Raw genomic sequence first — 21,423 nt, forward strand, 5'->3', positions numbered from 1 at the left:
ACCGATTTGCCAGCCGCACAACCAGGATTGGATGCGCATTCAGACTTCTTGCGGCGCCGGATATGGAACGCCGCTGCGTCTCCGCCTGATCTGGTCTGTTCATCGAAGTGAGGGGACGAAAATGTTGGCGAGCCGGGCGAAAGAGAAGGAGAAGATAGTGAGCGGGAATGTTGGCGCTAGCGGGAAAAATCAGTTTGCGGACAGAATCGCAGGGCTCGCGGCTCACGATCAGCAGTTTCGGGACGCGTTGCCAATACCAGATGTCAACGAAGCAAAGCTACGTCCAGGCTTGGGTTTGGCGCAGATCGTCGCTGTTTGTCTTGAAGGCTATGCGAACCGGCCGGCGCTGGCGCAACGGGCAAGCAGTCTTGTGGCCGATCCAGCTACGGGGCGGGTTGACCTTCGGCTGGAACCCACCTTCGAGACTATTACGTATCGGGAGCTATGGTCACGAGCTCGCGCACTGGCAAATACCTGGTACTACAGTGAAAGTAGTTCGCTTCGTGCGAACGATCTCCTTTGCGTGATCGCGTTCGCGGGAGTTGATTTTACAACTGTCGACCTTGCGGCGATTTACAACGGCGCGGTTGTCGTGCCGCTTCAGACTAACGCACCTGCGCAGCAGTTGCGCGATATTGTCATGGAGGTACAGCCACAATGGCTGGCGACGAGCGTCGAGTGCCTCGAAACCGCAGTCGACCTTGTTCTTGACGGGCACCGGCCGTCCGGCCTGTTGCTATTCGACTATCACCCGGAGGTAGACGATGAACGGGCACGCTACGAGCATGCGCAGACAAGACTGACTGCGGCCGGCATGCCCGATCTTATGCTTACGTTGCAATCAGCTATTGACAGGGGGAATCAACTAAAGCCGGCGCCGCTCTATGCAGAAGAGGGCAGCGAAAGGCGAATGTGCACAATCTACTATACGTCTGGCAGTACGGGATCGCCCAAGGGCGCCATGTACCCGGAGCTGATGGTGAAATCGAGTTGGTGTGCCGTCTCGCCGATGCCGCTGCTATATATGCATTACATGCCGATGAACCATTCATTCGGGCGTAGCGGGGTTTTTTCGACACTTGGCTCGGGAGGTACCTGCTACTTTACCGCGAAGGCCGATCTTTCGTCGCTATTCGATGATATCGGTCTTGCTCGCCCGACCTCTATGGGGATAGTGCCGCGTATCTGCGAAATGCTTTATCAGCAATATCACGTCGGGCTTGAGCGTCAGCGTTCGGAGGCGGTAGATATCGAGGTGCTGAAGCATGACCTGATGATGGACGTTCGCAATCGCGTGCTTGGCGGACGTTTCCTGAGCGGCAACTTCGGCTCAGCACCACTGGCCCCCGACCTGCGGCAGTTCATGGAAGATTGCCTCGGGTTCAAGTTGGATGACCACTATGGCGCGACCGAGATATCGGGTGCTGTGCGCAACACACGCATCATGCGACCGCCAGTCGTCGACTATAAACTCGATGACGTCCCCGAACTTGGATATTTCAAAACCGATCGTCCTTATCCTCGTGGCGAGCTGCTCATCAAGACCAGCAGCATAATGCTTGGCTATTTCAAGCGGCCTGAAGTTACCGCGTCGGTGTTCGATTCGGATGGTTTCTACAAGACCGGCGATATTATGGCCGAGATTGGCGAAGACCGATTAGTCTACGTCGACCGGCGCAATAATGTTCTGAAACTTGCGCAAGGTGAGTTTGTGGCGATATCGCGCCTGGAAACCCTGTATACCAACGGCCACGCTGCAATTCGCCAGGTGTATCTGTATGGCACTAGCGAGCGGTCGTTTTTGCTTGGTGTACTCGTCCCAAATATGGACGCTTTGAAGGAAAGGGGCATTGCCGACGACGATCGGGCAATTAAAGCGGCGCTCCGGGAGGCCATCAAGGTTGTCGCGCGCGCGGAACACCTCAACGGATATGAGGTGCCACGGGACTTCATTGTCGAGCAGGAGCCATTCAGCGTTGAAAACGGGCTCTTGGCTGGCATCGGCAAATACCAGCGGCCGCGGTTCAAAGAGCGCTATGGCAGACGGCTCGAAGATCTGTATACAGAGATCGCCGCAAGTCAGGCCAATGAGCTCGAGGTATTGCGGCGTGATGGCCGAAAGGAGCCAGTGGCACAAGTGGTAGTCCGAATCGCAGGCGCGACATTGGGTATTGATGTCACAGATCTTTCCACAAACGCGACATTCACGGAACTGGGTGGAGACTCGCTATCAGCGCTTTCATGTTCACTCCTCCTTGAGGAGATATATGGAGTCGAAGTGCCGGTAGGCGTTATCAATAATCCGGCCGGAGGTTTGATGGAAGTATCCCGTTACATCGAACGCGCGAGACGGGCAGATCAGCTACGTCCGACCTTTGCTTCAATTCATGGTCGAGGGGCCACAACGATTTACGCCAGCGATCTCGCCGTCGAAAAATTTCTGGATGCCGAAACGCTTGAGCAGGCGTCCTACCTGCAACCCGCCCGCAACCATATTCGGACTGTGCTGATCACAGGTGCAAACGGCTACCTTGGTCGCTTTTTGTGCCTTGAATGGCTACAGCGTGTAGCGGCCGTTGGCGGAAAGCTCATCTGCATCATGCGGGGCCGCGATGCCTCGGCGGCTCGGGACCGCATTGCGCAGGCATTCGATACTGGCGACGTCAATCTTCGGGACGAATTTGAATCGCTCGCCGCGCGACACCTCGAAGTTCTGGCGGGTGATCTGGGCGAGCATAATCTCGGATTAAGTCTCGCAGATTGGCAACGGCTGACAGATTCGATAGATCTCATTGTTCACCCCGCCGCGCTTGTCAATCACGTCTTGCCCTACTCACAGCTCTTTGGCCCTAATGTGCTCGGTACGGCGGAACTGATACGTCTCGCGCTGACCAACAGAATCAAGCCAATCAGCTTCGTCTCAACCGTCGCCGCCGCGGCAGTTCCGAATGGCGGGTTGATCGATGAGGATGTCGACGTGCGCGTAGCGACACCGGTTCGCCCTCTCGACGGCGATCGCTATGCAGACGGGTACGCAAACAGCAAATGGGCAGGTGAAGCCCTCTTGCGCGATGCACACGAGCGATTTGGTCTTCCAGTCGCCGTATTCCGGTCGGGCATGATCTTGGCCCATAGTCGGTACACCGGGCAGCTCAATGTCCCTGATATGTTTACACGATGGCTCTTGAGCATCGCCATTACCGGCCTCGCACCCAGAACCTTCTACACAGGCGACGGGGATGCGCACTACGATGGCTTGCCAGTGGATTTCACAGCAAAATCGATTGCCACGCTTGGCGCCAGGGTGCGAGAGGGTTATAGGACCTGGCACGTTGTAAACCCTCACGACGACGGCATTTCCTTGGATACATTCGTCGATTGGGCGATCGATCACGGCTGCAAGATCCAACGCATCGACGACTATTCCGATTGGTTCGCGCGATTTGAGGCAGCGTTGCGTGTCCTGCCAGAGAAGGTGCGCCAGCAGTCTTCGCTACCGCTTATTCACCAATTGGGTGTCCCGTCGTCTCGTGCCGCCGGCACCAGCGTGCCATCCGCCAGATTCGAAGAGAGTGTGGGGAAATATATGGTCGGAGGGGACGGACGGATTCCACAGATCTCTGCGGACTTTATTGGCAAGTATCTTGCGGATCTGCGTCATCTTCGATTGATGAACTGAAGTATCGCCGTAACACATTCGTGTTTGGGGGATTACATGACAGATATTCTCAATGGTTACGCGGCCACCGCCCCTGGTGCTCTGCTTGCACCCTTCCAGTTCACTCGGCGCCATCCACGGATCGACGACGTGGTCATCGAGATCGAGTACTGCGGCGTGTGTCATTCGGATCTTCATCAGGTGCATAACGACTGGGGTAACACTCGCTACCCGCTGGTACCCGGCCATGAAATCATTGGTCGAGTCATTGATGTCGGCGCCACGGTAACGCGATTCAAAGCGGGCGATATTGTTGGCGTTGGCTGCCTGGTTGATTCCTGTGGCGATTGCTCGCCGTGTTGCGAAGGTGAAGAGCAATACTGTTTGAACAAGCCGACACCGACCTACAACGGTGTTGATCGACACGACGGGCGACCGACGTATGGCGGCTACTCCGAGCGGATCATTGTCTCCGAGAAGTTTGTGCTACGAATTCCTGATGGTCTGGACCCTAAGGCCGCCGCGCCCTTGTTGTGCGCGGGAATTACGAGCTATTCACCGTTGCGCCGTTGGAATATCGGGCGAGGCCACAAGGTTGCTGTTGTTGGTCTCGGTGGCCTGGGGCATATGGGACTGAAATTTGCCAAGGCGATGGGTGCCGAGGTTACGTTGATCACGCGCAGTGCAGGAAAAGAGCAAGAGGCCCGGCGTCTTGGTGCTGACCACGTGCTCGTATCCAGCGATCTCGCGCAGATCGGCCTTGCAGCGGGGAACTTCGATCTCGTCCTCGATACAATTCCGACCCCGCATGACCTCAATCCCTACCTTTCAACGTTACGATTGAATGGAACACTTGTACTCGTTGGCTTGATCGGTCCCATTGCTCCGGCTGTTCACAGTGGCTTGCTGGTGACCGGGCGTAGATCCATCGCCGGTTCCGCAATTGGCGGTGTTGAGCAGATGCAGGAAATGCTGGACTTCTGCGCTGCACACGATATCAATTGCGACGTGGAAATGATCAGGATCCAGGATATCAACCGCGCATATGAGCGATTGCTCAAAAGCGATGTGCGTTATCGCTTTGTGATCGATATGGAATCGCTGAAGTCGAGGCCGGCGGATTGATTACCTAAGTGCTTTCTTCGGGCGCGGTAACGTTGCCGCGCCTTTTCCAGGTATGCGAGCATGGAGTTGCGCCAACTTTCCCTCACGCTGAACGATCGTGAATCGGCGCCGGCGCACGCTGACCACTCAGGTACTTAGCCAGCGGGTAACTGTGCACCGGCGATGACGAAGTCTATGACACGGTGGAGATCGGACGCGCAAGCGTATGCTAGTCCCAAATTTTCACCCATCGGCGCAAGCACCAACAGAGAGTAAAAGGCTTGCACTGCCACCGCAGCTTCACGCGGCCCGGCTTCGACCAGCAGTCTACGCACGATGGTGGTCGCTCGTAGCTAGCCTTCGCTATGCAGACGTTCGAAGAGGTCAGGAAACCGACTTCGCTCGGCCGTGACAATGCGATCGAGTGCCTGACTTTCGGCCGAGGTAACTTGCTCCACGTAAATGCAGGCGATGGTCGGCAATCGCGCGCATCGTACCTTTATATCAGAGCAACGCCTAATACAACACGGAGATGCAATGAGTGATAAGAGTGGAGTCGGCCAGGTAGTTGGTATCGACCGCCGCACGGTGGTTCGCCTCCTGGGAGCGGCGGCCGTAGGCATGAACGGTCTCTTTAGTATAGCCGCGCCTGAAGTCGCAACGGCAGCGGCTCCTCGACCCGTTGGTCCGGACAAGTCGTTGCCTTGGCCGCCAGCCGGCGCCTTCGGAGGTAAGGCAATCGTGGGTCCACACCAGCCTTCTGCGGCGTTGATGCTGGACACGGACGAGTTACTCGGGCTGCCACCACAAATGTCATTTATCTACGGCTGCCTTCGAGACATGGATGGCAACATGTCCGAGTGGGTCCGCAACTTCAACCTTCAACCAGATGCCGCTCGGCAGGGTCTTTTCGTGCAGTCGAATCAAGGCAAGGACGAACTGCGAGTATTGCCAAATATCTTTATGGCGGCGGCGACAGAAGCGGTCGCCTCGTCCGAAGGCGGCAATGGCATATGGCACTCACCGGACGGCGCGAAGGGGAAGCCATATAAGCTCGAGATGTCGGCCGATGGCGGAACTATTCACTGGAGCGAGGATGGAGCGCTCGATGTCACGGGCACCTTGATGGGCCCCGGGCTACAGTGGTACATCGCAGAGCCATCGGGCAGCGAGCTTTATGTCTCACAGATCTATGAGATGAAAGGCGTCGCGCTCGGCAAGCCCGTTCGCGGTGTGATTGCTTTCGACAAGGCATATTTGCCGAAGGGCATCAGGATGTATGGCGGCAAGGATCCGCTTTTTCGACCGAAGGCACACCATCGTACCTGGTACACATGGGGCACGCGATATAAGGACGGTAGCTATGATGCTGGGCATTTCGTCCTTGGTACCGACCGCATCGGCTTCGCGCTGTTGACAAATGAGCGGGGACAACTTGTCCTCGACACGAATGTGACCGGTAGTGTCGAGCTGATATCAACTGAACCGTGGCCGAAGCGGGTATCGGTACGTACTTCATCCGGAGCGGAATGGGAATTTATTCCTGACCCGAAGGGCCGTATGCCGGATATGTTGGGCACGGGCGCGACAACGGCGTTCACGCCGCAGACTGAAGGTCGGTGGCGCCGTCCAGGCGACAAAAGAGAGCCCGAAGTCTGGTTCGCTTGGGGAGAAGTTGCCGAGCGCGGGCGCACTAACCAAGCATGGAACTACCGGTTTTAGGAGCTCACACTGCTAAACGCTGGATGCTGTGAGCGCCCGGATGCTCAGGATCGCTGCAGAAGCGCAAAGTTTGAAATGAGTTGGGATGGCGACGGGTCGGCCGCCTGTCGCCACGTTGTTGCTTTGTCTTATTTCACGTACTTGCGGAACTCCGGCTTGCGCTTTTCGCGGAAAGCATTGCCTCCTTCCCTCGACTCGTCCGTGTCGTAATACATCGCGAGCGCCTGCATCGCGAATGCGCCGATGCCGCGAATATTCTCGGTGTCGATATTGAAAGAGCGCTTTGCCAGCGCAATGGCGGTGGGGCTCATCTGCAGAATCTCGTCGCACCACTTCTTCGTTTCAGCGTCGAGCTGCTCGGGCGGTACGACGGCATTGACGAGACCCCAGTCGAGCGCCTGCTTCGCGCTGTATTTGCGGCACATGTACCAGATTTCCCGTGCTCGCTTCTCGCCGATGATGCGCGCGAGGTACGCGGTGCCAAAACCCGGATCGACCGAACCCACCTTCGGACCGACCTGGCCGAAGATCGCGGTCTCGGAAGCGATCGCGAGGTCGCAGATCGTCACGAGCACGTTGCCGCCGCCGATCGCGTAGCCGTTCACTCGTGCGATTACGGGCTTCGGAATATCCCGGATGATGCTTTGCAGCTCTTCGATCGGCAGGCCCACCGTGCCGCGCCCGTTGTAGCCGTCGCCGGACTGGTCACCGCCCGTGCAGAATGCCTTTTCGCCGGCGCCCGTGAGCACCACGACGCCGATATCCTTGTTCCATCCCGCGAGACCGAAGGCCTTGATGAGCTCTTCACAGGTGTTGGCGTTGAACGCGTTATAGACGTTGGGGCGATTGATGGTGATCGTCGCGACGCCATCCGCCTCCTTGTAGATAATGTCCTTGAATTCCATGTCGTATTCCAATGTGTTTTGAAGAACAGGTTCGCGGTGCCGTTTAACCGGCCATCGTCAAACCGCCGGACACGCTGATGACCTGGCCGCTGATGAACGCGGCGTCGTCGCTCGCGAGGAAGGCAACCGTGCCGGGGATGTCGCCGGGTTCACCCATGCGGCCAAAAGGCACGGCCTTCACGAGCGCGGCCTTGATGCGCTCGCCTTTCTCGCCTTGCGCGAGATTGTCGAGAAGCGGGGTCGCGGTGGGGCCTGGGCAAACAACATTGACGGGAATCTTCTGACGGGCCATTTCGCGCGCCATCGTCTTCGTGAATGCGATGAGACCGCCCTTGCAGAATGAGTACACTGCTTCCATTGAGGAGCCCACGCGACCCGCATCCGACGAGATATTCACGACGCGGCCACGGCCACGTTCGGCCATGCGTCGCAGCACGGCATGGTGCATGTTCAGCGGCCCGTATAGATTGATCGCGACCACCTTGTCCCAGAACGGCTTCTCGGTTTGCAGAAAGAAGGCACCCATGTCCCAGCCCGCGTTGTTCACGAGAACCTCGATCGGACCGAGCTCTTCCTCGACTTTGGCCACTGCGGCATGCACGCCTTCGTGATCCGTGATGTCGACGCGGTACGCACGCGCCTTGCCGCCCGCCGCCTCGATTTCCGCCGCGACACGGGCAGCGCCTTCTTCGTTCAGGTCGAACAGCGCGACGGTCGATCCTTCCTCGCCGAATCGTCTGCTGATCGCGGTTCCGATCCCGCCTGCAGCGCCGGTGACGACGACGACCTTCTCCTTGAGCCCCTTCATTGATTCCCTCCGTGATGTGCGAGGCGCTTTCGCGCCAGTTAGTCCTTGCTCAGCGCTTCCGTAACGGCTTCGCCTTTTCCCGTGGCACGGGCGACGAGCGCGCCGGCTTCGCCCGCGCTGTAGCCCGCTTCGATCAGGACTTCGATGCTGTGTTCGCCGAGATTCGGCGGCAGATAGCGAACGTTGCCGGGCGACTCGGAGAAGTGCACCGGGATCGAGGTCATGACCATGTCGCCTTCGGTCGGGTGATCGAAACGCTTGAAGAACCCGGTCTCCTTGATATACGCGTCATGCATCAGATCTTTCAGGTCGCGCACGGGACCGTGCGGGACATCCGACGATGCGAAAATCGCGTTCCATTCCGCCGTGGTCTTGTTGCGAATGGCATCGCCGACGATGCGGTACAACTCGTTAATGTTGCGCATGCGTTCTGTCATGTGGCAGAAGCGCGGATCGTCGAGCAGATGCGCCGCATCGATCGCGCACAGCACGCGGCGCCATTGCTCGTTGTTGACCGCGAGCAGGCAGATGTGGCCGTCTTTCGTCGCATAGGGCCGGCGATACGGCGAAAACATGCGCGGATAGCCAAGACCCGTGCCGTCATTGGAGCCCAGCGCGCCTTCCCAAAGATGCTCGAAGAGATTGAATTGCAGCATCGTCTCGAACATCGGCACGTGGACGAGTTGGCCGAGGCCGGTACGCTCGCGGTGGAAAAGCGCCATGCTGATCGACGACGCCAGCACGTAACCGCAGAACTTATCGACGATCACGGTGGGAAAGTAGCGCGGTGAGCCGTCGGCGTCGCGGTTCATCGCCGCAATGCCGCTTTCGCCCTGGATCACGTCGTCGAAAGCGGGGCGGTCCTTGTAGGGGCCGTCGATGCGATAGCCCGCACCCGACGCGTACACGATGCGCGGGTTGCGCGCCCGCACTGCTTCGTAGCCGATGCCGAGTCGCTCGGCTGCGCTCGGTCGCATGCTGTGCACGATGACGTCGGCCGTCTCGACAAGCTTGAGCAGCGCTTCGCGGCACTCGGCATGCTTGAGGTTCAGGATCACGCTCCGCTTGTTGCGGTTCATGATCGTATAGAAGACAGCCATGTCGGGGTTGCGGCCGGGACCGTTCTTGCGGTTCTGGTCGCCTTCGGGCGGTTCGATCTTGATGACGTCCGCACCCATGTCGCCGAGCAGCTGCGTGGCGACTGGACCGAGCACGTTGATGGTCAGGTCGATCACGCGGACACCGGCTAACGGGCCCGTGGCACGTTCGAGAGGTTGTTGTGGATTTTCCATGCTCAGGCCTTGTATTCCTTGCCCTTCACGAGTCTGAGCGGCGTGTACACCATCACTTCCGTGCCGTCCTGCTTGATCACGCGGTTACGCGTGCGTACCAGGCCAAGCCCTGGGCGCCCCTTGCTGGGCCGGCATTCAATGACTTCGCATTCCACATGAATCGTGTCGCCCACGTAGGTGGGGCCCTTGATATCCAGTTCCATGTTAAGGAACGCGAAGCCGACACCCTGCATGGTGGCCTGCGTGAGCAGCCCTTCCATGAGCGTAAACACAAGCGCCCCAGGCGCGACGCGCCCTTTGATAGCGGACTGCTCCCTTAGAAATTCGGTGTTGGTAAACAGCACCTCAAGCATGCCGGTAACGGAAACGAAATTCACGACGTCCGTTTCAGTGACTGTCCGGCCCACGGTCTTGAACTTGCGTCCAACGGGCAGGTCCTCCCAGTGAATTCCCAAACCAACCGTTTCGATTTCTTCCATTACCTGTCCTCTGTTGTTGTAGCTCTCGCTTGTTAGCCCGGCTGTCGTTGTCAGGTTTTCTTGACGCGGCCCAGTACGCTGTCCGCGACGATGTTGCGCTGGATCTGGTTAGTGCCTTCGATGATCTGCACAACTTTTGCATCACGGAAATAACGGTTGATCGAATATTCGTTGGAGATGCCGGCTGCGCCAAATAGCTGCACGGCGTCGGTCGCTACCTTCATGGCGACATCCGATGCGAACATCTTTGCCATCGCAGCCATCGGAGCGAGTTCGCGTCCGCTTACGCCCGCGTCGACGAGCGATGCGGTGCGATAGACGAGCTGGCGCGCGGCCTCCGTCTGCGTAACCATGTCGGCGATCATCCAGCGCACGCCCTGGAAGTTGCTGATGGTCTGGCCGAACGCCACCCGGTCCTGAATAAACCTGACGGCGTGATCGATCGCGCCCTGAGCGATGCCAACTGCGCGTGCCGCAACGATGGGACGGCTCGTGTTGAGCGCTTCCATTGCCACCTTGAATCCCTGGCCGCCCTCCGGTCCGAGACGGTCTTCCGCACGAATGAAGGCGTCGTCGAAGTAGAGAGGGCACGACGCCACGCCTCGCGCGCCCATCTTGTCTTCTTCGTTGCCGATCGTGAGACCGGGCGTGTTGCGATCGACGATGAAGAGATTGATCCCCAGCGGCTGCCCTTCCTCATCGAGCGTTTTTGCCGCGACGAGAATGAAGTCTGCGATATGCGAGTTCGTGCACCAGATCTTTGAGCCGTTGAGCACATAGCCGCCGTCCTTGCGGCGCGCCGTGGTGCGAATGCCAGAAACATCTGAGCCGCTTTGAGCCTCTGTAATGGAGAGCGCGCCACGCAAGTCCCCGGAGGCGAGCCCGGGCAGCAGACGTGCTTTCTGCTCTTCCGTGCCCCCTTCGAGAATGGCGCCAAAGGGCGTCCATTGCACGACCAGCAAATAGCCGGTGTTGTAGCAAACCCGCCCGAATTCCTCGACCGCGATACAGGCCGACATCACGCTGCCTGCGCCGCCATACGCTTCGGGGAAGGGCAACGTGAAGAGGCCGAGTTCCTTGAGCAGTGCGTACATGTCGTGCGGATACTCGGCCGTGCGGTCGATCTCATCGGCGCGCGGCGCCACGCGCTCCCTCGCGACGCGACGGATGAGATCGCGGATCTGAACCTGGTCGTCTGTTAGTTCGTATGTCACTTGGAGCTCTCTTACTGGCGGTTTTCAGGGCCGGACCCAGATGCGTCTTTCGGAGTGGGCAAACGTCGCCCCGCTGTCCACTCCCGAGTCATCCGGGGGCTTCATAATATTGAACAATGTTCGATAAAGTAAACGATGCGCCTGGCAACCGTCAAGCGCTGAAAGCGGCTGCCGCGGGTTTGTCCGAGGTGCGTCCGGAATTTCGCCGGGATGTACTGTCAGCCTTGTGGGGCGGGGCGTGGCAGGGCTTTCCCGCCGTTGACAAAGTGTTTGCGATGCGTTTAAGATTTGGAACAGTGTTCGGTTATTTGTTCGATTTTGGCCCGACGTAACGGCTCGATTCGCGGGAGCCCGAGGCAAAACGATTTGGAGGAGCGGGGAATGGAGTCTCTTTGTCCTGAAGTCGACTATCAGAAGTTTCTGGCCGAGGGCCGCTTGATGATCCAGCGCAGCCGCGGCAGCGGCCGCTATGTGTTCTATCCGCGCGTTGCCGAGCCGGTTACCGGGGCGCGCGATCTGGAGTGGGTCGAAGCCTGCGGGAAAGGCACGGTTTATTCCACCACGGTCGTGCGCCAGAAGTCGCCCACGCCGAGCTACAACGTCGCAGTGATCGATCTGGAAGAAGGTGTGCGCATGCTCAGCTGTGTGGAGGGCATCGAGCCAGAGGCTGTGCGCATTGGCATGCCCGTGCAGGCGAAGATCGTCTACCGGGGGGATGCGGCACTGCTTGTGTTCGAACCAGCCTGACGCCCGCTAACCCGCAGCCGGCCGCCAAGAGCCGGTCGCACCTGATGAAAGGTAGATCGAATGGAATTCAACTTGCGCGGGCGTACCGCACTGGTGGCAGGCGCCACCTATGGGATTGGGGAAGCACCTGGCTTGTCGTCGATGGACCTTGCAGCGCGCGCTTCCGTCGACGCGCTGGCCCAGGCCGGGCTCAAACCCGGCGATGTCGACGGGCTATTCGTGTGCACGCCGGACGACATGCTCTCGGGTCTCACGTTTGCCGAATACCTCGGTATTAACCCAAGGTTCACCGACAACAACCGAAGCGGCGGCTCGGCTTTCGAAATTTACGCACACACTGCTGCGATGGCGTTGTGTACGGGACAAATCGACGTTGCGTTGATCGCCTATGGGAGCAATCAGCGTAGCGCGGCGGGCAAGCTCGTCCAGTCGTCACGTCCCTCGCCGTGGGAGAGCCCGTATAGGCCGATGAATCCGGTGTCGTCCTATGCGCTCGCGGCCGCGCGGCATATGCACCAGTACGGCACGAAACGCGAACATCTGGCCGAGGTGGCTGTCGCCGCGCGCAAGTGGGCGCAGCTTAATCCGGATGCGTACATGCGCACGCCCTTGTCGATCGATGATGTGATGGGCGCCCGTCTGGTGTCCGACCCGCTTTCCGTGCGCGATTGCTGCCTCGTGACGGATGGCGCGGCGGCCGTAGTCATGGTGCGCGCCGAGCGCGCCCGCGATCTGACCGACAAGCCCGTGTATCTGCTCGGCGCGGCCTCGGCCACTTCGCACCGCGAGATCGCGAACATGCCTGATCTCACGGTGACTGCTGCAGCGCAATCGGGCCGGCGCGCGTATGAAATGGCGGGCGTGAAGGCTGGCGACATCGATGTCGCGATGCTGTACGACGCATTCACGATCAACACCATTCTGTTCCTCGAAGACCTCGGCTTTTGCCCCAAGGGCGAAGGCGGCCGCTTCGTTTCGGACGGAGCCATCGCGCCGGGCGGCCGGCTCGCGGTGAATACCAACGGCGGCGGTTTGTCTTGCGTTCACCCCGGCATGTATGGGCTTTTCCTGATTGAGGAGTCGATGCGGCAATTGACGGGCCGTGCCGGCGAGCGCCAGATTCCCGGTGCGAAACTGGCCATCGCGCACGGCAACGGCGGTGTGCTCTCGAGCCAGGCTACGGTGATTCTCGGAACAGAGGAAACACTGTAAGAGAAGCGACCCGCCGGGGCCAGTGTCAACAGCTTTGCATGGGATAAGAGTCAGTGCTTTGCATGGGATCGGAGTAGGTGCTGAAGCGCCAACGCCGATCGACAGCTAAAGCGCCAACTCTGATCGACAGGAGACGGACAGATGAGCGAAGAGACCGGCAGTGACGCAACAGATATCGTCCAGGTCCAGCAAGACGGCGCGATCGCGATCGTCACATTGAATTACCCCCAGCGGCGCAACGCGTTTTCACTGAAGATGCGTGAGACGTTGTACGCGCAACTTTGTCGTCTGATGCATCACGAAGAAAGCTGCCGCGCAATCGTATTGACCGGCGCTGGCAATACGTTTTGTGCGGGTGGCGATATCTCGGAGATGCAGGCGCGCAAGGTGCTCGAGTACCGGCAGCGCAATGAACTGCCCCTCGACATCTTCAGACTGATGGTCGAAGGGCCGAAAGCCGTTGTCGCCGCCGTCGAAGGGTTTGCTTTTGGCGCAGGGCTTTCGCTCGCTGCGGCCTGCGACTACGTCGTCACATCGTCGGCTGCACGATATGCGAGCGCGTTCGTCAAGGTCGGGCTGCTGCCCGATACAGGTCTCTACTGGTCGCTTTCACAACGCGTGGGCGGCGGCCTCGCACGTGAACTCATGCTGAGCGCGCGAGAATTCAACGGCGTCGAAGCCAGTGAGACCGGTTTTGCGAATCAGGTCGTCGAACCCGGCGAAGCGCTGAACGCGGCCTTGAAGGTGGCGCAACAGTACGCGGAATTGCCCTCGGTCGCCACCGCGCATCTGAAGGCCGCGCTCGCGACGGGCATCCGCACGCTCGACGACGCGATCGAGGCCGAAGTCAACCTGCAGCCCATCCTGCGCCGCAGCCGCGAACACCAGGAGGCCGTGAGCGCCTTTATGGAAAAGCGCAAGCCGGTGTTCGTGGCTGACTGAAGGAAGCCATCATGAGCGAAAAGCAAACGGTAGAAACCGAAACGGCATCGCTGATCGAGGTGACCCGCGAGGGGCCGGTCGCGATCGTGACGTTGAACAATCCGCGACGCCGCAATGCGATGGGGCGCCAGATGCGTCAGTTGCTGCGCGACACGATGCATCGTCTGATGGTCGACGATCCCGAATCGCACGCAATCGTCCTCACGGGTGCGGGCGAGCATTTTTGCGCTGGTGCGGACATCTCCGAAATGACGAAGCGCACGATCCTGCAAAGCCGCGAGATTCTGGCGGAATCGTGTGTGGTGGTGCGTGAAATGCAGGCGGGTCCGAAGCCCGTCGTGGCAGCGGTGGAAGGCGTGGCCTTCGGAGCCGGACTGTCGCTCGCAGTGGCGGCCGATTACGTGGTCGCGGCGTCGACCGCGCGCTTTTGCGCTGCGTTTTTGCGCGTCGGCCTCATTCCGGATACCGGCATTCTGTGGACGCTTCCGAAGCGCATCGGCATGGCCCGCGCGAGAGAGATGCTCTCGCTCGCCACCGAGATCGACGGCAACAAGGCCGCAGCGATCGACCTCGCCAACGAAGTGGTTGAGCCGGGCGCGGCGCGCGCCAAGGCGATCGAAGTTGCGCTGAGCCTCGCGGCGTTGCCGCCGCTCGGCGTGGCACTGCTGAAGGAATCGCTCACCAATGCCGCGACGACCATGGAAGGCGCGCTGCGAGCCGAGATCGACTATCAGCCCATCCTGCGTCAGTCTAAAGACCATCAGGCTGCCTGCAAGGCATTTATGGAAAAGACCACACCGGTCTTCACCGGTGAGTGAGCGCGGGGACCCATGCGATGAGTATCGAGCAGAAGGAAAAGGCCGCGGGCGGCGACGAGATCGTGCAGGTGCGCCGCGAAGGCGACGTGACCGTTGTCGTGATGAACTATCCCGAGCGCCGCAATGCGTTCTCCATGAAGATGCGGCTCGCGCTGACCGATGTGTTTCAGCGGCTCATGAACGACGACCCGGATACGCGCGCCATCGTGCTGACGGGGGCCGGCGGTCATTTTTGCGCGGGCGGCGACCTGTCCGAAATGCACGCGGCCACGCCGCCGTTGCTCGCGCTGCGTGAGCGCATTGCTGTGGGCGTGCGTCTCTTCAAGCTGATTTATACGGGCACGAAGCCGGTCGTCGCGGCAGTAGAAGGTACGTGCTATGGAGCGGGCCTCTCGCTGGCTGCTGCCTGTGATGTCGTGGTCAGCGCCGAGACGGCGAAGTACTCGTGTGCGTTCGGCAAGGTAGGGCTACTGCCCGATACCGGGATTCTCTGGACACTGCCGCAAAAGGTGGGTGGCGGCAAGGCGCGTGAACTGATGCTGAAGGGCGATGTCATCGATGCAACCGCGGCGCGCCGCATCGGCCTTGTCAGCGAGGTGGCCGCGAGCGGACACGCGCTCGATGCGGCGATCGAGGCTGCGGCTCGCTTCGCGGGCTATCCGCCGGTGACGCTGGCACTCCTGAAGGCGAGTCTCGTCAACGCGGGCAACTCGATCGAAGACGCATGCCGTCTGGAAACCGATCTCAATCCCCTGACCCGCCAAACGAGCGATCACACGGAAGCCGTGAAGGCCTTCATGGAAAAACGCAAGCCGGTTTTTACGGGTGCCTGAAGCCGCGGTTCTTTGTTGCTGTCTCTACTGGAAGTTCAATGCCAATGTTTACGCCTGACCTGCTGAAGAACAAACGAATCCTGATCACCGGCGGTGGCACGGGCCTCGGCAAGAGTATCGGCCGACGCTATCTCGAACTGGGCGCCGATCTCGTCATCTGCGGCCGCCGTAAGGAAGTGCTCGACGCGACGGCCGACGAGTTTCGCGGCGTAGTGCCAGGCGCACGCGTCACGACTGTGCAGGCGGATGTGCGCAGCGCGGAATCCGTCGAGGCAATGATGGATACGATCTGGCAGGACGGGCCGCTCGATGTGCTGCTGAACAACGCGGCGGCCAATTTCATCGCGCGCACGGAGAGCCTCTCGCCGCGTGCAGTGGACGCTGTGCTCGATATCGTGCTGCACGGCAGCTTCTATTGCACGATCGCGGCGGGCAAGCGCTGGATCGACGCGGGCCACGCGGGCAACGTGATCAGCACGGTGTCCACTCCCACGATGACGGGCTCGGCCTTTACGGTGCCCTCCGCTGCGGCGAAGGCTGGCGTTCTGGCGATGACCCGAAGCCTTGCGGTCGAGTGGGGGCCGAAGGGCATTCGCCTGAACGCGGTGGCGCCCGGACTTTTCCCGACGCCCGGTGCCTGGGAGCAGTTGTATCCGCCTGGCTCGCAGGTCGAACCGCAAGAGCGCTCGGTTCCGCTGCGGCGCTTCGGCGATCACACGGAACTCGCGGATCTTTATGCGTATCTGGCTTCGGACGGCTCCGGCTATATCACCGGCGACATGATCGTGATCGACGGCGGCCGCTGGATGCAGGGCGTTGGCGGCCCGACCTTCCGTGCCATGCAGGATTGGACCGACGAACAATGGGACGCCATGCGTGCCCATGCGCGCAAGGGTTGAACCATGGGTCCGCTCGCAGGAGTTCGAATCATCGAGCTGGCCGGCATCGGACCGGGCCCCATGGCGGCAATGTTGCTCGCCGATCTGGGCGCGACGGTGTTGCGCATCGAGCGTCGCCAGCCGGCCAAGCTCGGCATCGAGCGCCCGCTGCGTTACAACCTGTTGCTGCGTAACCGCAAAACGATCGCGCTCGATCTGAAAGACCCGGAGGCCGTGGAACTCGTGCTCTCTCTCGTGGAGCGCGCCGACGCCTTGATCGAAGGCTTCCGCCCCGGCGTGACGGAACGCCTTGGGCTCGGTCCGCAGGTCTGCCTCGAACGCAATCCGAAGCTTGCCTATGGACGTATCACGGGATGGGGGCAAGAAGGCCCGCTTGCGCAGTACGCGGGGCATGACCTGAACTACATCGCGATCACCGGCGTGCTCAACGCGATCGGCCGCCGCGATCAGCCGCCGTCGATACCGTTGAATCTGATCGGCGACTATGCCGGCGGTTCGCTGTACCTCGCAATGGGACTGCTCTCCGCGATTTTGCATGCGCGTAACGGCGGCACAGGCCAGGTCGTGGATGCCGCGATCGTCGACGGCACGGCGAACCTTGCCACCACGTTCTTCGGCATGCAGGCTGCCGGCATCTGGCGTGACGGGCGCGGGACGAATATCACGGACTCCGGATCACACTTCTACGACGTGTACGAATGCGCGGACGGCAAGTGGATCACGATCGGTCCCATCGAGGACAAGTTCTATCTGGCGCTGCTTCGTCTGCTCGATATCGACCCGCAAACACTCGGCGCTCAGCTTGACGAAAGCAATTGGCCTGCCGCACGCGCGCTGTTTGCGCTGAAGTTCAATAGCCGCACGCGCGAGCAATGGACCACGCTGCTCCAGCATTCGGACGCGTGCTTCGCACCCATCCTGTCGTGGACCGAGGCACCTGAGCATGAGCATTTAAAGGCGCGCGGCACGTTCATCGAAGTCGACGGCATCGTGCAGCCGGCTCCGGCGCCGCGCTTTTCCGCCACTGTGCCCGCGAAGCCGACGGCGCCCGAGGCGCCCGACGCGGCAACGGTCGACGCTGCGCTGGCCGCATGGCTCGAACCGGGCCGCATTGGCAAGCTGAAAGAAGCGGGAACGCTGGCCTGAGCGGCACACGGCAGGCTACCCACAAAAACGTAACGAGACATTCATGGATCTGCGATATACCGACGAAGAGGTGGCGTTCCGCAATGAGGTAAGAGCCTTCTTCAAGGAAGCGCTGCCCGCCGACATTCGACGCAAGGCTGCCTTGGGGCAGCGCTATTCGGCGGCCGACCTGCGCCGCTGGCAGCGCATTCTCTACGAGCGCGGCTGGGCGACGCCGGCGTGGGACAAGGCGTGGGGCGGGACGGGTTGGAGCGCCGTGCAGCAATATATCTTCAAGGAAGAGCTGCACATGGCGCCGGCGCCCGAGACGCTGTCGTTCAACGTGAACATGATTGGCCCGGTGTTGATCGCGTTCGGCAGCGAAGAGCAGAAGCGTCACTTCCTGCCCCGCATCGCGAGCCTCGAATACTGGTTTTGCCAAGGATTTTCCGAGCCGGGCGCGGGCTCGGATCTGGCAGCGCTGCGAACCCAGGCGGTTCGCGACGGCGACCACTATGTCATCAACGGGCAGAAGCTCTGGACCTCGACGGCGCATCACGCCGACTGGATGTTCTGCCTCGTGCGCACGGATTCGAGCGGGAAGAAGCAACAGGGCATCACGTACCTGTTGATCGACATGAAGACGCCGGGCCTGACGGTGCGCCCGATCATCACGATAGACGGCCACCACGAAACCAACGAGGTGTTCTTCGACAACGTGCGCGTGCCGGTTGCCAATCGCATTGGCGAGGAAAACAGGGGCTGGGACTACGCGAAGTATCTACTCGGCAACGAGCGCAGCGGTATTGCACGAGTGGGCGTTTCGAAGATGCGCGTGCGCCACGCAAAAGATCTCGCGAAGCGCGTGCCCTGCGGTGACGGCGTGCTGTGGGACGATCCGCGCTTTCGTGAGCGGGTCGCAGCCGTGGAAGTGGAGTTGAAAGCGCTGGAAATGACGCAGATGCGCGTGATCGCCGAAAGCAGTGCACAAGAGAGCCACGTGCCGGACCCGAAGACTTCGATCCTCAAGATCAAGGGTTCGGAACTCCAGCAACTTTCCGCCGAACTGCTGCTGGAAGTCGCGGGCCCCGATGCGTTGCCGCTCGACATCGACTTCCTGCGCGGTGTTGGCGACGCGGTTCGCGAGCCCGAATGGGCGCTTACGATCGCGCCGAATCACTACTTTGCACGTCACGTTTCGATTGTGGGCGGCTCCAACGAGATTCAGAAGAACATTCTCGCGAAGTCGGTATTGGGACTTTGAGCGACGGTCGAACAGCGGAGAAGCATGGGCTATGGACTTTGATTTCACCGATGAGCAACGCATGCTCAAGGATAGCGTCGAGCGTCTCGTCAAGGACGAGTACGGCTTCGAGCAACGCGCGAAGTACCTTGCGGAGCCGGACGGCTTCAGCCGCGCGCAATGGGCGCGCTATGCCGGGATGGGGCTGCTGGGCCTTTCATTCGACGAGGAGTACGGCGGCAGCAACTGCGGTCCTGTTGAAACGATGGTCGTCATGGAGGCGTTGGGTCGCGGTCTCGCGGTCGAGCCGTACCTCTCAACAGTCGTACTGGGCGGCGGCTTTGTGCGCCTTGGCGGCAACGCTGCGCAACGCGCGGCAATTCTGCCGCAGATTGCGCAGGGCGAACTGCTGATGGCCTTCGCGCACAGCGAAGCGCAGTCGCGGTACGACCTGGCGGACGTGGCGACCACCGCGCGGCGCGACGGCGACGGATGGGTGATCGACGGCGCCAAGCGCATCGTGCTGCACGGCGGCAGCGCCGATCTTCTCGTGGTGTCGGCGCGTGTGTCCGGCGGCAGGCGGGAGCGCGACGGCGTCGGCCTGTTCGTGGTCAGAGGCGACGCGGCGGGCGTGACGCGCCTCGCGTATCCGACGCAAGACCGGCTGCGCGCGGCAGACATCGAGTTGTCAGGCGTGCGCGTTCCAGATAGCGACGTGCTGGGAGTCGCGGGTGCCGCATTACCGCTGATCGAAACAGTCGTTGCGCACGCAATTGCAGCAGTGAGCGCAGAAGCCGTCGGCGCGATGGCCGCCGCGCACGAAGAGACCGTGGAGTATCTGAAGGTCCGCAAGCAGTTTGGCGTGCCTATCGGTTCCTTTCAGGCGCTCCAGCATCGCGCCGTCGACATGCTGGTCATGGTGGAGCAGGCGCGCAGCATGGCGCTCTTCGCAACCATGATGAGCGAAGAGCCGGATGCGGAGCAACGCGACCGCAGCATGTCCGCGGCGAAAGTGCAGATCGGGCGCTCGGGCCGCTTCGTCGGCCAGCAAGGCGTGCAGTTGCACGGCGGCATCGGGATGACCGAGGAGTGCAAGATCGGCCACTACCTGCGACGCCTGAGCGTAATCGATATCCAGTTCGGCTCGACGGAACATCATCTGACCCAGCTCGCCAACGCCGGCGGGCTGATCGATGCAGCAGCGTAAGCCGCGTCCAGCCAAGTATACGGAAACCATTCATGAGCCGAATTTCCACCCCCGATCAATATCAGGAACTGCGCGACGCCCTGCGTGACCTCTCGAAAGAATATCCCGATGAGTACTGGCGCCGCATCGATCACGAGCGCGTCTACCCGGAGGCGTTTGTCGACGCGTTGACGAAAGCCGGTTGGATGGCGGCGCTGATTCCTCAAGAGTACGGTGGTTCGGGCCTCGGGCTGACCGAGGCGTCCGTGATCATGGAGGAGATCAACCGCAACGGCGGCAACTCCGGGTTCTGTCACGGCCAGATGTACAACATGAACACGCTGCTGCGTAACGGCTCGGAAGCGCAAAAGCGCACATACCTGCCGAAGATCGCGAGCGGCGAACTGCGCCTGCAGTCGATGGGCGTGACCGAGCCGACCACGGGCACGGACACCACGAAGCTGAAGACCACCGCCGTGAAAAAGGACGGCCGCTACGTGGTCAATGGACAGAAGGTATGGATTTCGCGCGTGCAGCATTCGGACATGATGATCCTGCTCGCGCGCACCACGCCCTTGTCGGATGTGAAGAAAAAGTCGGATGGACTGTCGTGCTTCCTCGTGGACCTGCACCACGCTATCGGCAATGGTCTAACGGTGCGGCCGATTCCCAACATGGTCAATCACGAGACGAACGAACTGTTCTTCGACAATCTGGAAATTCCTGAAGAGAACCTGATTGGCGAGGAAGGCAAGGGCTTCAAGTACATTCTCGACGGGCTCAATGCCGAGCGCGCACTGATCGCGGCCGAGTGCATCGGTGACGGCTACTGGTTCGTTGACCGCGCATCGAAATACGCCAGCGAGCGTATCGTCTTCGACCGGCCAATCGGTATGAACCAGGGCATCCAGTTTCCGATCGCCGAGGCGTACATCGACGTGCGCGCGGCGGATCTCATGCGCTACAAAGCCTGCGAGCTGTTCGACAACCATCAGGCGTGCGGCGCGGAAGCGAATATGGCGAAGCACCTCGCGGCAACGGCTTCGTGGAAGGCGGCGAATGCCTGCTTGCAGACGCATGGCGGCTTCGGCTTTGCCTGCGAATACGATGTCGAACGCAAGTTCCGCGAAACGCGGCTTTATCAGGTGGCACCGATTTCGACAAACCTGATCCTGTCGTACGTCGCCGAGCATGTGCTCGACCTGCCGCGCTCATTCTGAACATCGAGGGAGGATC

Annotated in this window: 19 protein-coding genes; 14 read left to right on the forward strand and 5 right to left on the reverse strand. The window is 60.5% G+C overall.

What is annotated here, in order from left to right:
* Positions 1–31: 31 nt before the first annotated feature.
* The 3 genes from car (at position 32) to BMW76_RS24850 (ending at position 6,484) form a co-directional block, all read left to right on the forward strand.
* Positions 32–3,679: a carboxylic acid reductase gene (gene car, locus BMW76_RS24840; RefSeq protein ID WP_218162555.1), complete on the forward strand. Its 3,648-nt coding sequence runs from the start codon at positions 32–34 to the stop codon at positions 3,677–3,679.
* Positions 3,680–3,715: 36 nt separating this feature from the next.
* Positions 3,716–4,783 (forward strand): NAD(P)-dependent alcohol dehydrogenase, encoded by a 1,068-nt coding sequence (locus BMW76_RS24845; protein ID WP_090870148.1) that lies wholly within the window; start codon positions 3,716–3,718, stop codon positions 4,781–4,783.
* A 750-nt stretch (positions 4,784–5,533) separates the two neighbouring features.
* Positions 5,534–6,484 carry a hypothetical protein gene (locus BMW76_RS24850; protein WP_090870016.1) on the forward strand — a complete coding sequence of 317 codons (951 nt, stop codon included), beginning with the start codon at positions 5,534–5,536 and terminating at the stop codon, positions 6,482–6,484.
* 128 nt (positions 6,485–6,612) lie between these two features.
* Here BMW76_RS24850 and BMW76_RS24855 read toward each other — a convergent pair whose 3' ends face one another.
* From BMW76_RS24855 to BMW76_RS24875, 5 genes are read right to left on the reverse strand one after another with little or no spacing between them, the layout of a single operon-like run.
* Positions 6,613–7,389, reverse strand: a complete 777-nt coding sequence (locus tag BMW76_RS24855) for an enoyl-CoA hydratase-related protein (RefSeq protein WP_090870018.1) — start codon at positions 7,387–7,389, stop codon at positions 6,613–6,615.
* Positions 7,390–7,432: 43 nt separating this feature from the next.
* Positions 7,433–8,197: a glucose 1-dehydrogenase gene (locus tag BMW76_RS24860; protein ID WP_090870020.1), complete on the reverse strand. Its 765-nt coding sequence runs from the start codon at positions 8,195–8,197 to the stop codon at positions 7,433–7,435.
* Positions 8,198–8,235: 38 nt separating this feature from the next.
* Positions 8,236–9,489 carry a CaiB/BaiF CoA transferase family protein gene (locus BMW76_RS24865; protein WP_090870022.1) on the reverse strand — a complete coding sequence of 418 codons (1,254 nt, stop codon included), beginning with the start codon at positions 9,487–9,489 and terminating at the stop codon, positions 8,236–8,238.
* 2 nt (positions 9,490–9,491) lie between these two features.
* Positions 9,492–9,968, reverse strand: coding sequence for a MaoC family dehydratase (locus BMW76_RS24870; RefSeq protein ID WP_090870024.1), 477 nt, complete (start codon positions 9,966–9,968; stop codon positions 9,492–9,494).
* Positions 9,969–10,018: 50 nt separating this feature from the next.
* Complete coding sequence (locus BMW76_RS24875) at positions 10,019–11,182, reverse strand: acyl-CoA dehydrogenase family protein (protein ID WP_090870026.1); 1,164 nt, start codon at positions 11,180–11,182, stop codon at positions 10,019–10,021.
* A 116-nt stretch (positions 11,183–11,298) separates the two neighbouring features.
* Here BMW76_RS24875 and BMW76_RS24880 point away from each other — a divergent pair, with 116 nt between their 5' ends.
* The 11 genes from BMW76_RS24880 (at position 11,299) to BMW76_RS24930 (ending at position 21,407) form a co-directional block, all read left to right on the forward strand.
* Complete coding sequence (locus BMW76_RS24880) at positions 11,299–11,514, forward strand: hypothetical protein (RefSeq protein ID WP_090870028.1); 216 nt, start codon at positions 11,299–11,301, stop codon at positions 11,512–11,514.
* A 49-nt stretch (positions 11,515–11,563) separates the two neighbouring features.
* Positions 11,564–11,929: a Zn-ribbon domain-containing OB-fold protein gene (locus BMW76_RS24885; protein WP_090870030.1), complete on the forward strand. Its 366-nt coding sequence runs from the start codon at positions 11,564–11,566 to the stop codon at positions 11,927–11,929.
* Positions 11,930–11,989: 60 nt separating this feature from the next.
* Positions 11,990–13,141 carry a thiolase gene (locus tag BMW76_RS24890; protein WP_090870032.1) on the forward strand — a complete coding sequence of 384 codons (1,152 nt, stop codon included), beginning with the start codon at positions 11,990–11,992 and terminating at the stop codon, positions 13,139–13,141.
* Between the two features lie 141 nt (positions 13,142–13,282).
* The gene (locus BMW76_RS24895; protein WP_090870033.1) at positions 13,283–14,083 is read left to right on the forward strand and encodes an enoyl-CoA hydratase/isomerase family protein; all 801 of its coding nucleotides are present in this window, start codon (positions 13,283–13,285) and stop codon (positions 14,081–14,083) included.
* Between the two features lie 11 nt (positions 14,084–14,094).
* The gene (locus BMW76_RS24900) at positions 14,095–14,901 is read left to right on the forward strand and encodes an enoyl-CoA hydratase/isomerase family protein (protein WP_090870035.1); all 807 of its coding nucleotides are present in this window, start codon (positions 14,095–14,097) and stop codon (positions 14,899–14,901) included.
* Between the two features lie 17 nt (positions 14,902–14,918).
* On the forward strand, positions 14,919–15,734 hold the full coding sequence (locus BMW76_RS24905; RefSeq protein WP_177200483.1) for an enoyl-CoA hydratase/isomerase family protein: 816 nt from the start codon (positions 14,919–14,921) through the stop codon (positions 15,732–15,734).
* A 44-nt stretch (positions 15,735–15,778) separates the two neighbouring features.
* Entirely contained in the window at positions 15,779–16,633 is an 855-nt protein-coding gene (locus tag BMW76_RS24910) for an SDR family oxidoreductase (RefSeq protein WP_090870039.1), read from the forward strand.
* Between the two features lie 3 nt (positions 16,634–16,636).
* The gene (locus BMW76_RS24915) at positions 16,637–17,779 is read left to right on the forward strand and encodes a CaiB/BaiF CoA transferase family protein (protein ID WP_090870041.1); all 1,143 of its coding nucleotides are present in this window, start codon (positions 16,637–16,639) and stop codon (positions 17,777–17,779) included.
* Between the two features lie 43 nt (positions 17,780–17,822).
* Positions 17,823–19,022 (forward strand): acyl-CoA dehydrogenase family protein, encoded by a 1,200-nt coding sequence (locus BMW76_RS24920; RefSeq protein ID WP_090870043.1) that lies wholly within the window; start codon positions 17,823–17,825, stop codon positions 19,020–19,022.
* Positions 19,023–19,053: 31 nt separating this feature from the next.
* Positions 19,054–20,208 (forward strand): acyl-CoA dehydrogenase family protein, encoded by a 1,155-nt coding sequence (locus BMW76_RS24925; RefSeq protein WP_090870045.1) that lies wholly within the window; start codon positions 19,054–19,056, stop codon positions 20,206–20,208.
* Between the two features lie 32 nt (positions 20,209–20,240).
* Entirely contained in the window at positions 20,241–21,407 is a 1,167-nt protein-coding gene (locus tag BMW76_RS24930; protein WP_090870047.1) for an acyl-CoA dehydrogenase family protein, read from the forward strand.
* Positions 21,408–21,423: the final 16 nt, after the last annotated feature.

It is taken from the genome of Paraburkholderia diazotrophica, assembly GCF_900108945.1.
GTDB classification, from domain to species: Bacteria; Pseudomonadota; Gammaproteobacteria; order Burkholderiales; family Burkholderiaceae; genus Paraburkholderia; species Paraburkholderia diazotrophica.

Excerpts from the sequence above, each read along its gene's own strand:
- BMW76_RS24915 (WP_090870041.1), top strand. The coding sequence starts at position 16,637 with ATGGGTCCGCTCGCAGGAGTTCGAATCATCGAGCTGGCCGGCATCGGA.
- BMW76_RS24930 (WP_090870047.1), top strand. The coding sequence starts at position 20,241 with ATGAGCCGAATTTCCACCCCCGATCAATATCAGGAACTGCGCGACGCC.
- BMW76_RS24910 (WP_090870039.1), top strand. The coding sequence starts at position 15,779 with ATGTTTACGCCTGACCTGCTGAAGAACAAACGAATCCTGATCACCGGC.
- BMW76_RS24855 (WP_090870018.1), bottom strand. The coding sequence starts at position 7,389 with ATGGAATTCAAGGACATTATCTACAAGGAGGCGGATGGCGTCGCGACG.
- BMW76_RS24870 (WP_090870024.1), bottom strand. The coding sequence starts at position 9,968 with ATGGAAGAAATCGAAACGGTTGGTTTGGGAATTCACTGGGAGGACCTG.
- BMW76_RS24865 (WP_090870022.1), bottom strand. The coding sequence starts at position 9,489 with ATGGAAAATCCACAACAACCTCTCGAACGTGCCACGGGCCCGTTAGCC.
- BMW76_RS24905 (WP_177200483.1), top strand. The coding sequence starts at position 14,919 with ATGAGTATCGAGCAGAAGGAAAAGGCCGCGGGCGGCGACGAGATCGTG.
- BMW76_RS24845 (WP_090870148.1), top strand. The coding sequence starts at position 3,716 with ATGACAGATATTCTCAATGGTTACGCGGCCACCGCCCCTGGTGCTCTG.
- BMW76_RS24920 (WP_090870043.1), top strand. The coding sequence starts at position 17,823 with ATGGATCTGCGATATACCGACGAAGAGGTGGCGTTCCGCAATGAGGTA.
- car (WP_218162555.1), top strand. The coding sequence starts at position 32 with ATGCGCATTCAGACTTCTTGCGGCGCCGGATATGGAACGCCGCTGCGT.
- BMW76_RS24895 (WP_090870033.1), top strand. The coding sequence starts at position 13,283 with ATGAGCGAAGAGACCGGCAGTGACGCAACAGATATCGTCCAGGTCCAG.
- BMW76_RS24850 (WP_090870016.1), top strand. The coding sequence starts at position 5,534 with ATGCTGGACACGGACGAGTTACTCGGGCTGCCACCACAAATGTCATTT.
- BMW76_RS24890 (WP_090870032.1), top strand. The coding sequence starts at position 11,990 with ATGGAATTCAACTTGCGCGGGCGTACCGCACTGGTGGCAGGCGCCACC.
- BMW76_RS24860 (WP_090870020.1), bottom strand. The coding sequence starts at position 8,197 with ATGAAGGGGCTCAAGGAGAAGGTCGTCGTCGTCACCGGCGCTGCAGGC.
- BMW76_RS24880 (WP_090870028.1), top strand. The coding sequence starts at position 11,299 with ATGTTCGATAAAGTAAACGATGCGCCTGGCAACCGTCAAGCGCTGAAA.
- BMW76_RS24885 (WP_090870030.1), top strand. The coding sequence starts at position 11,564 with ATGGAGTCTCTTTGTCCTGAAGTCGACTATCAGAAGTTTCTGGCCGAG.
- BMW76_RS24900 (WP_090870035.1), top strand. The coding sequence starts at position 14,095 with ATGAGCGAAAAGCAAACGGTAGAAACCGAAACGGCATCGCTGATCGAG.
- BMW76_RS24925 (WP_090870045.1), top strand. The coding sequence starts at position 19,054 with ATGGACTTTGATTTCACCGATGAGCAACGCATGCTCAAGGATAGCGTC.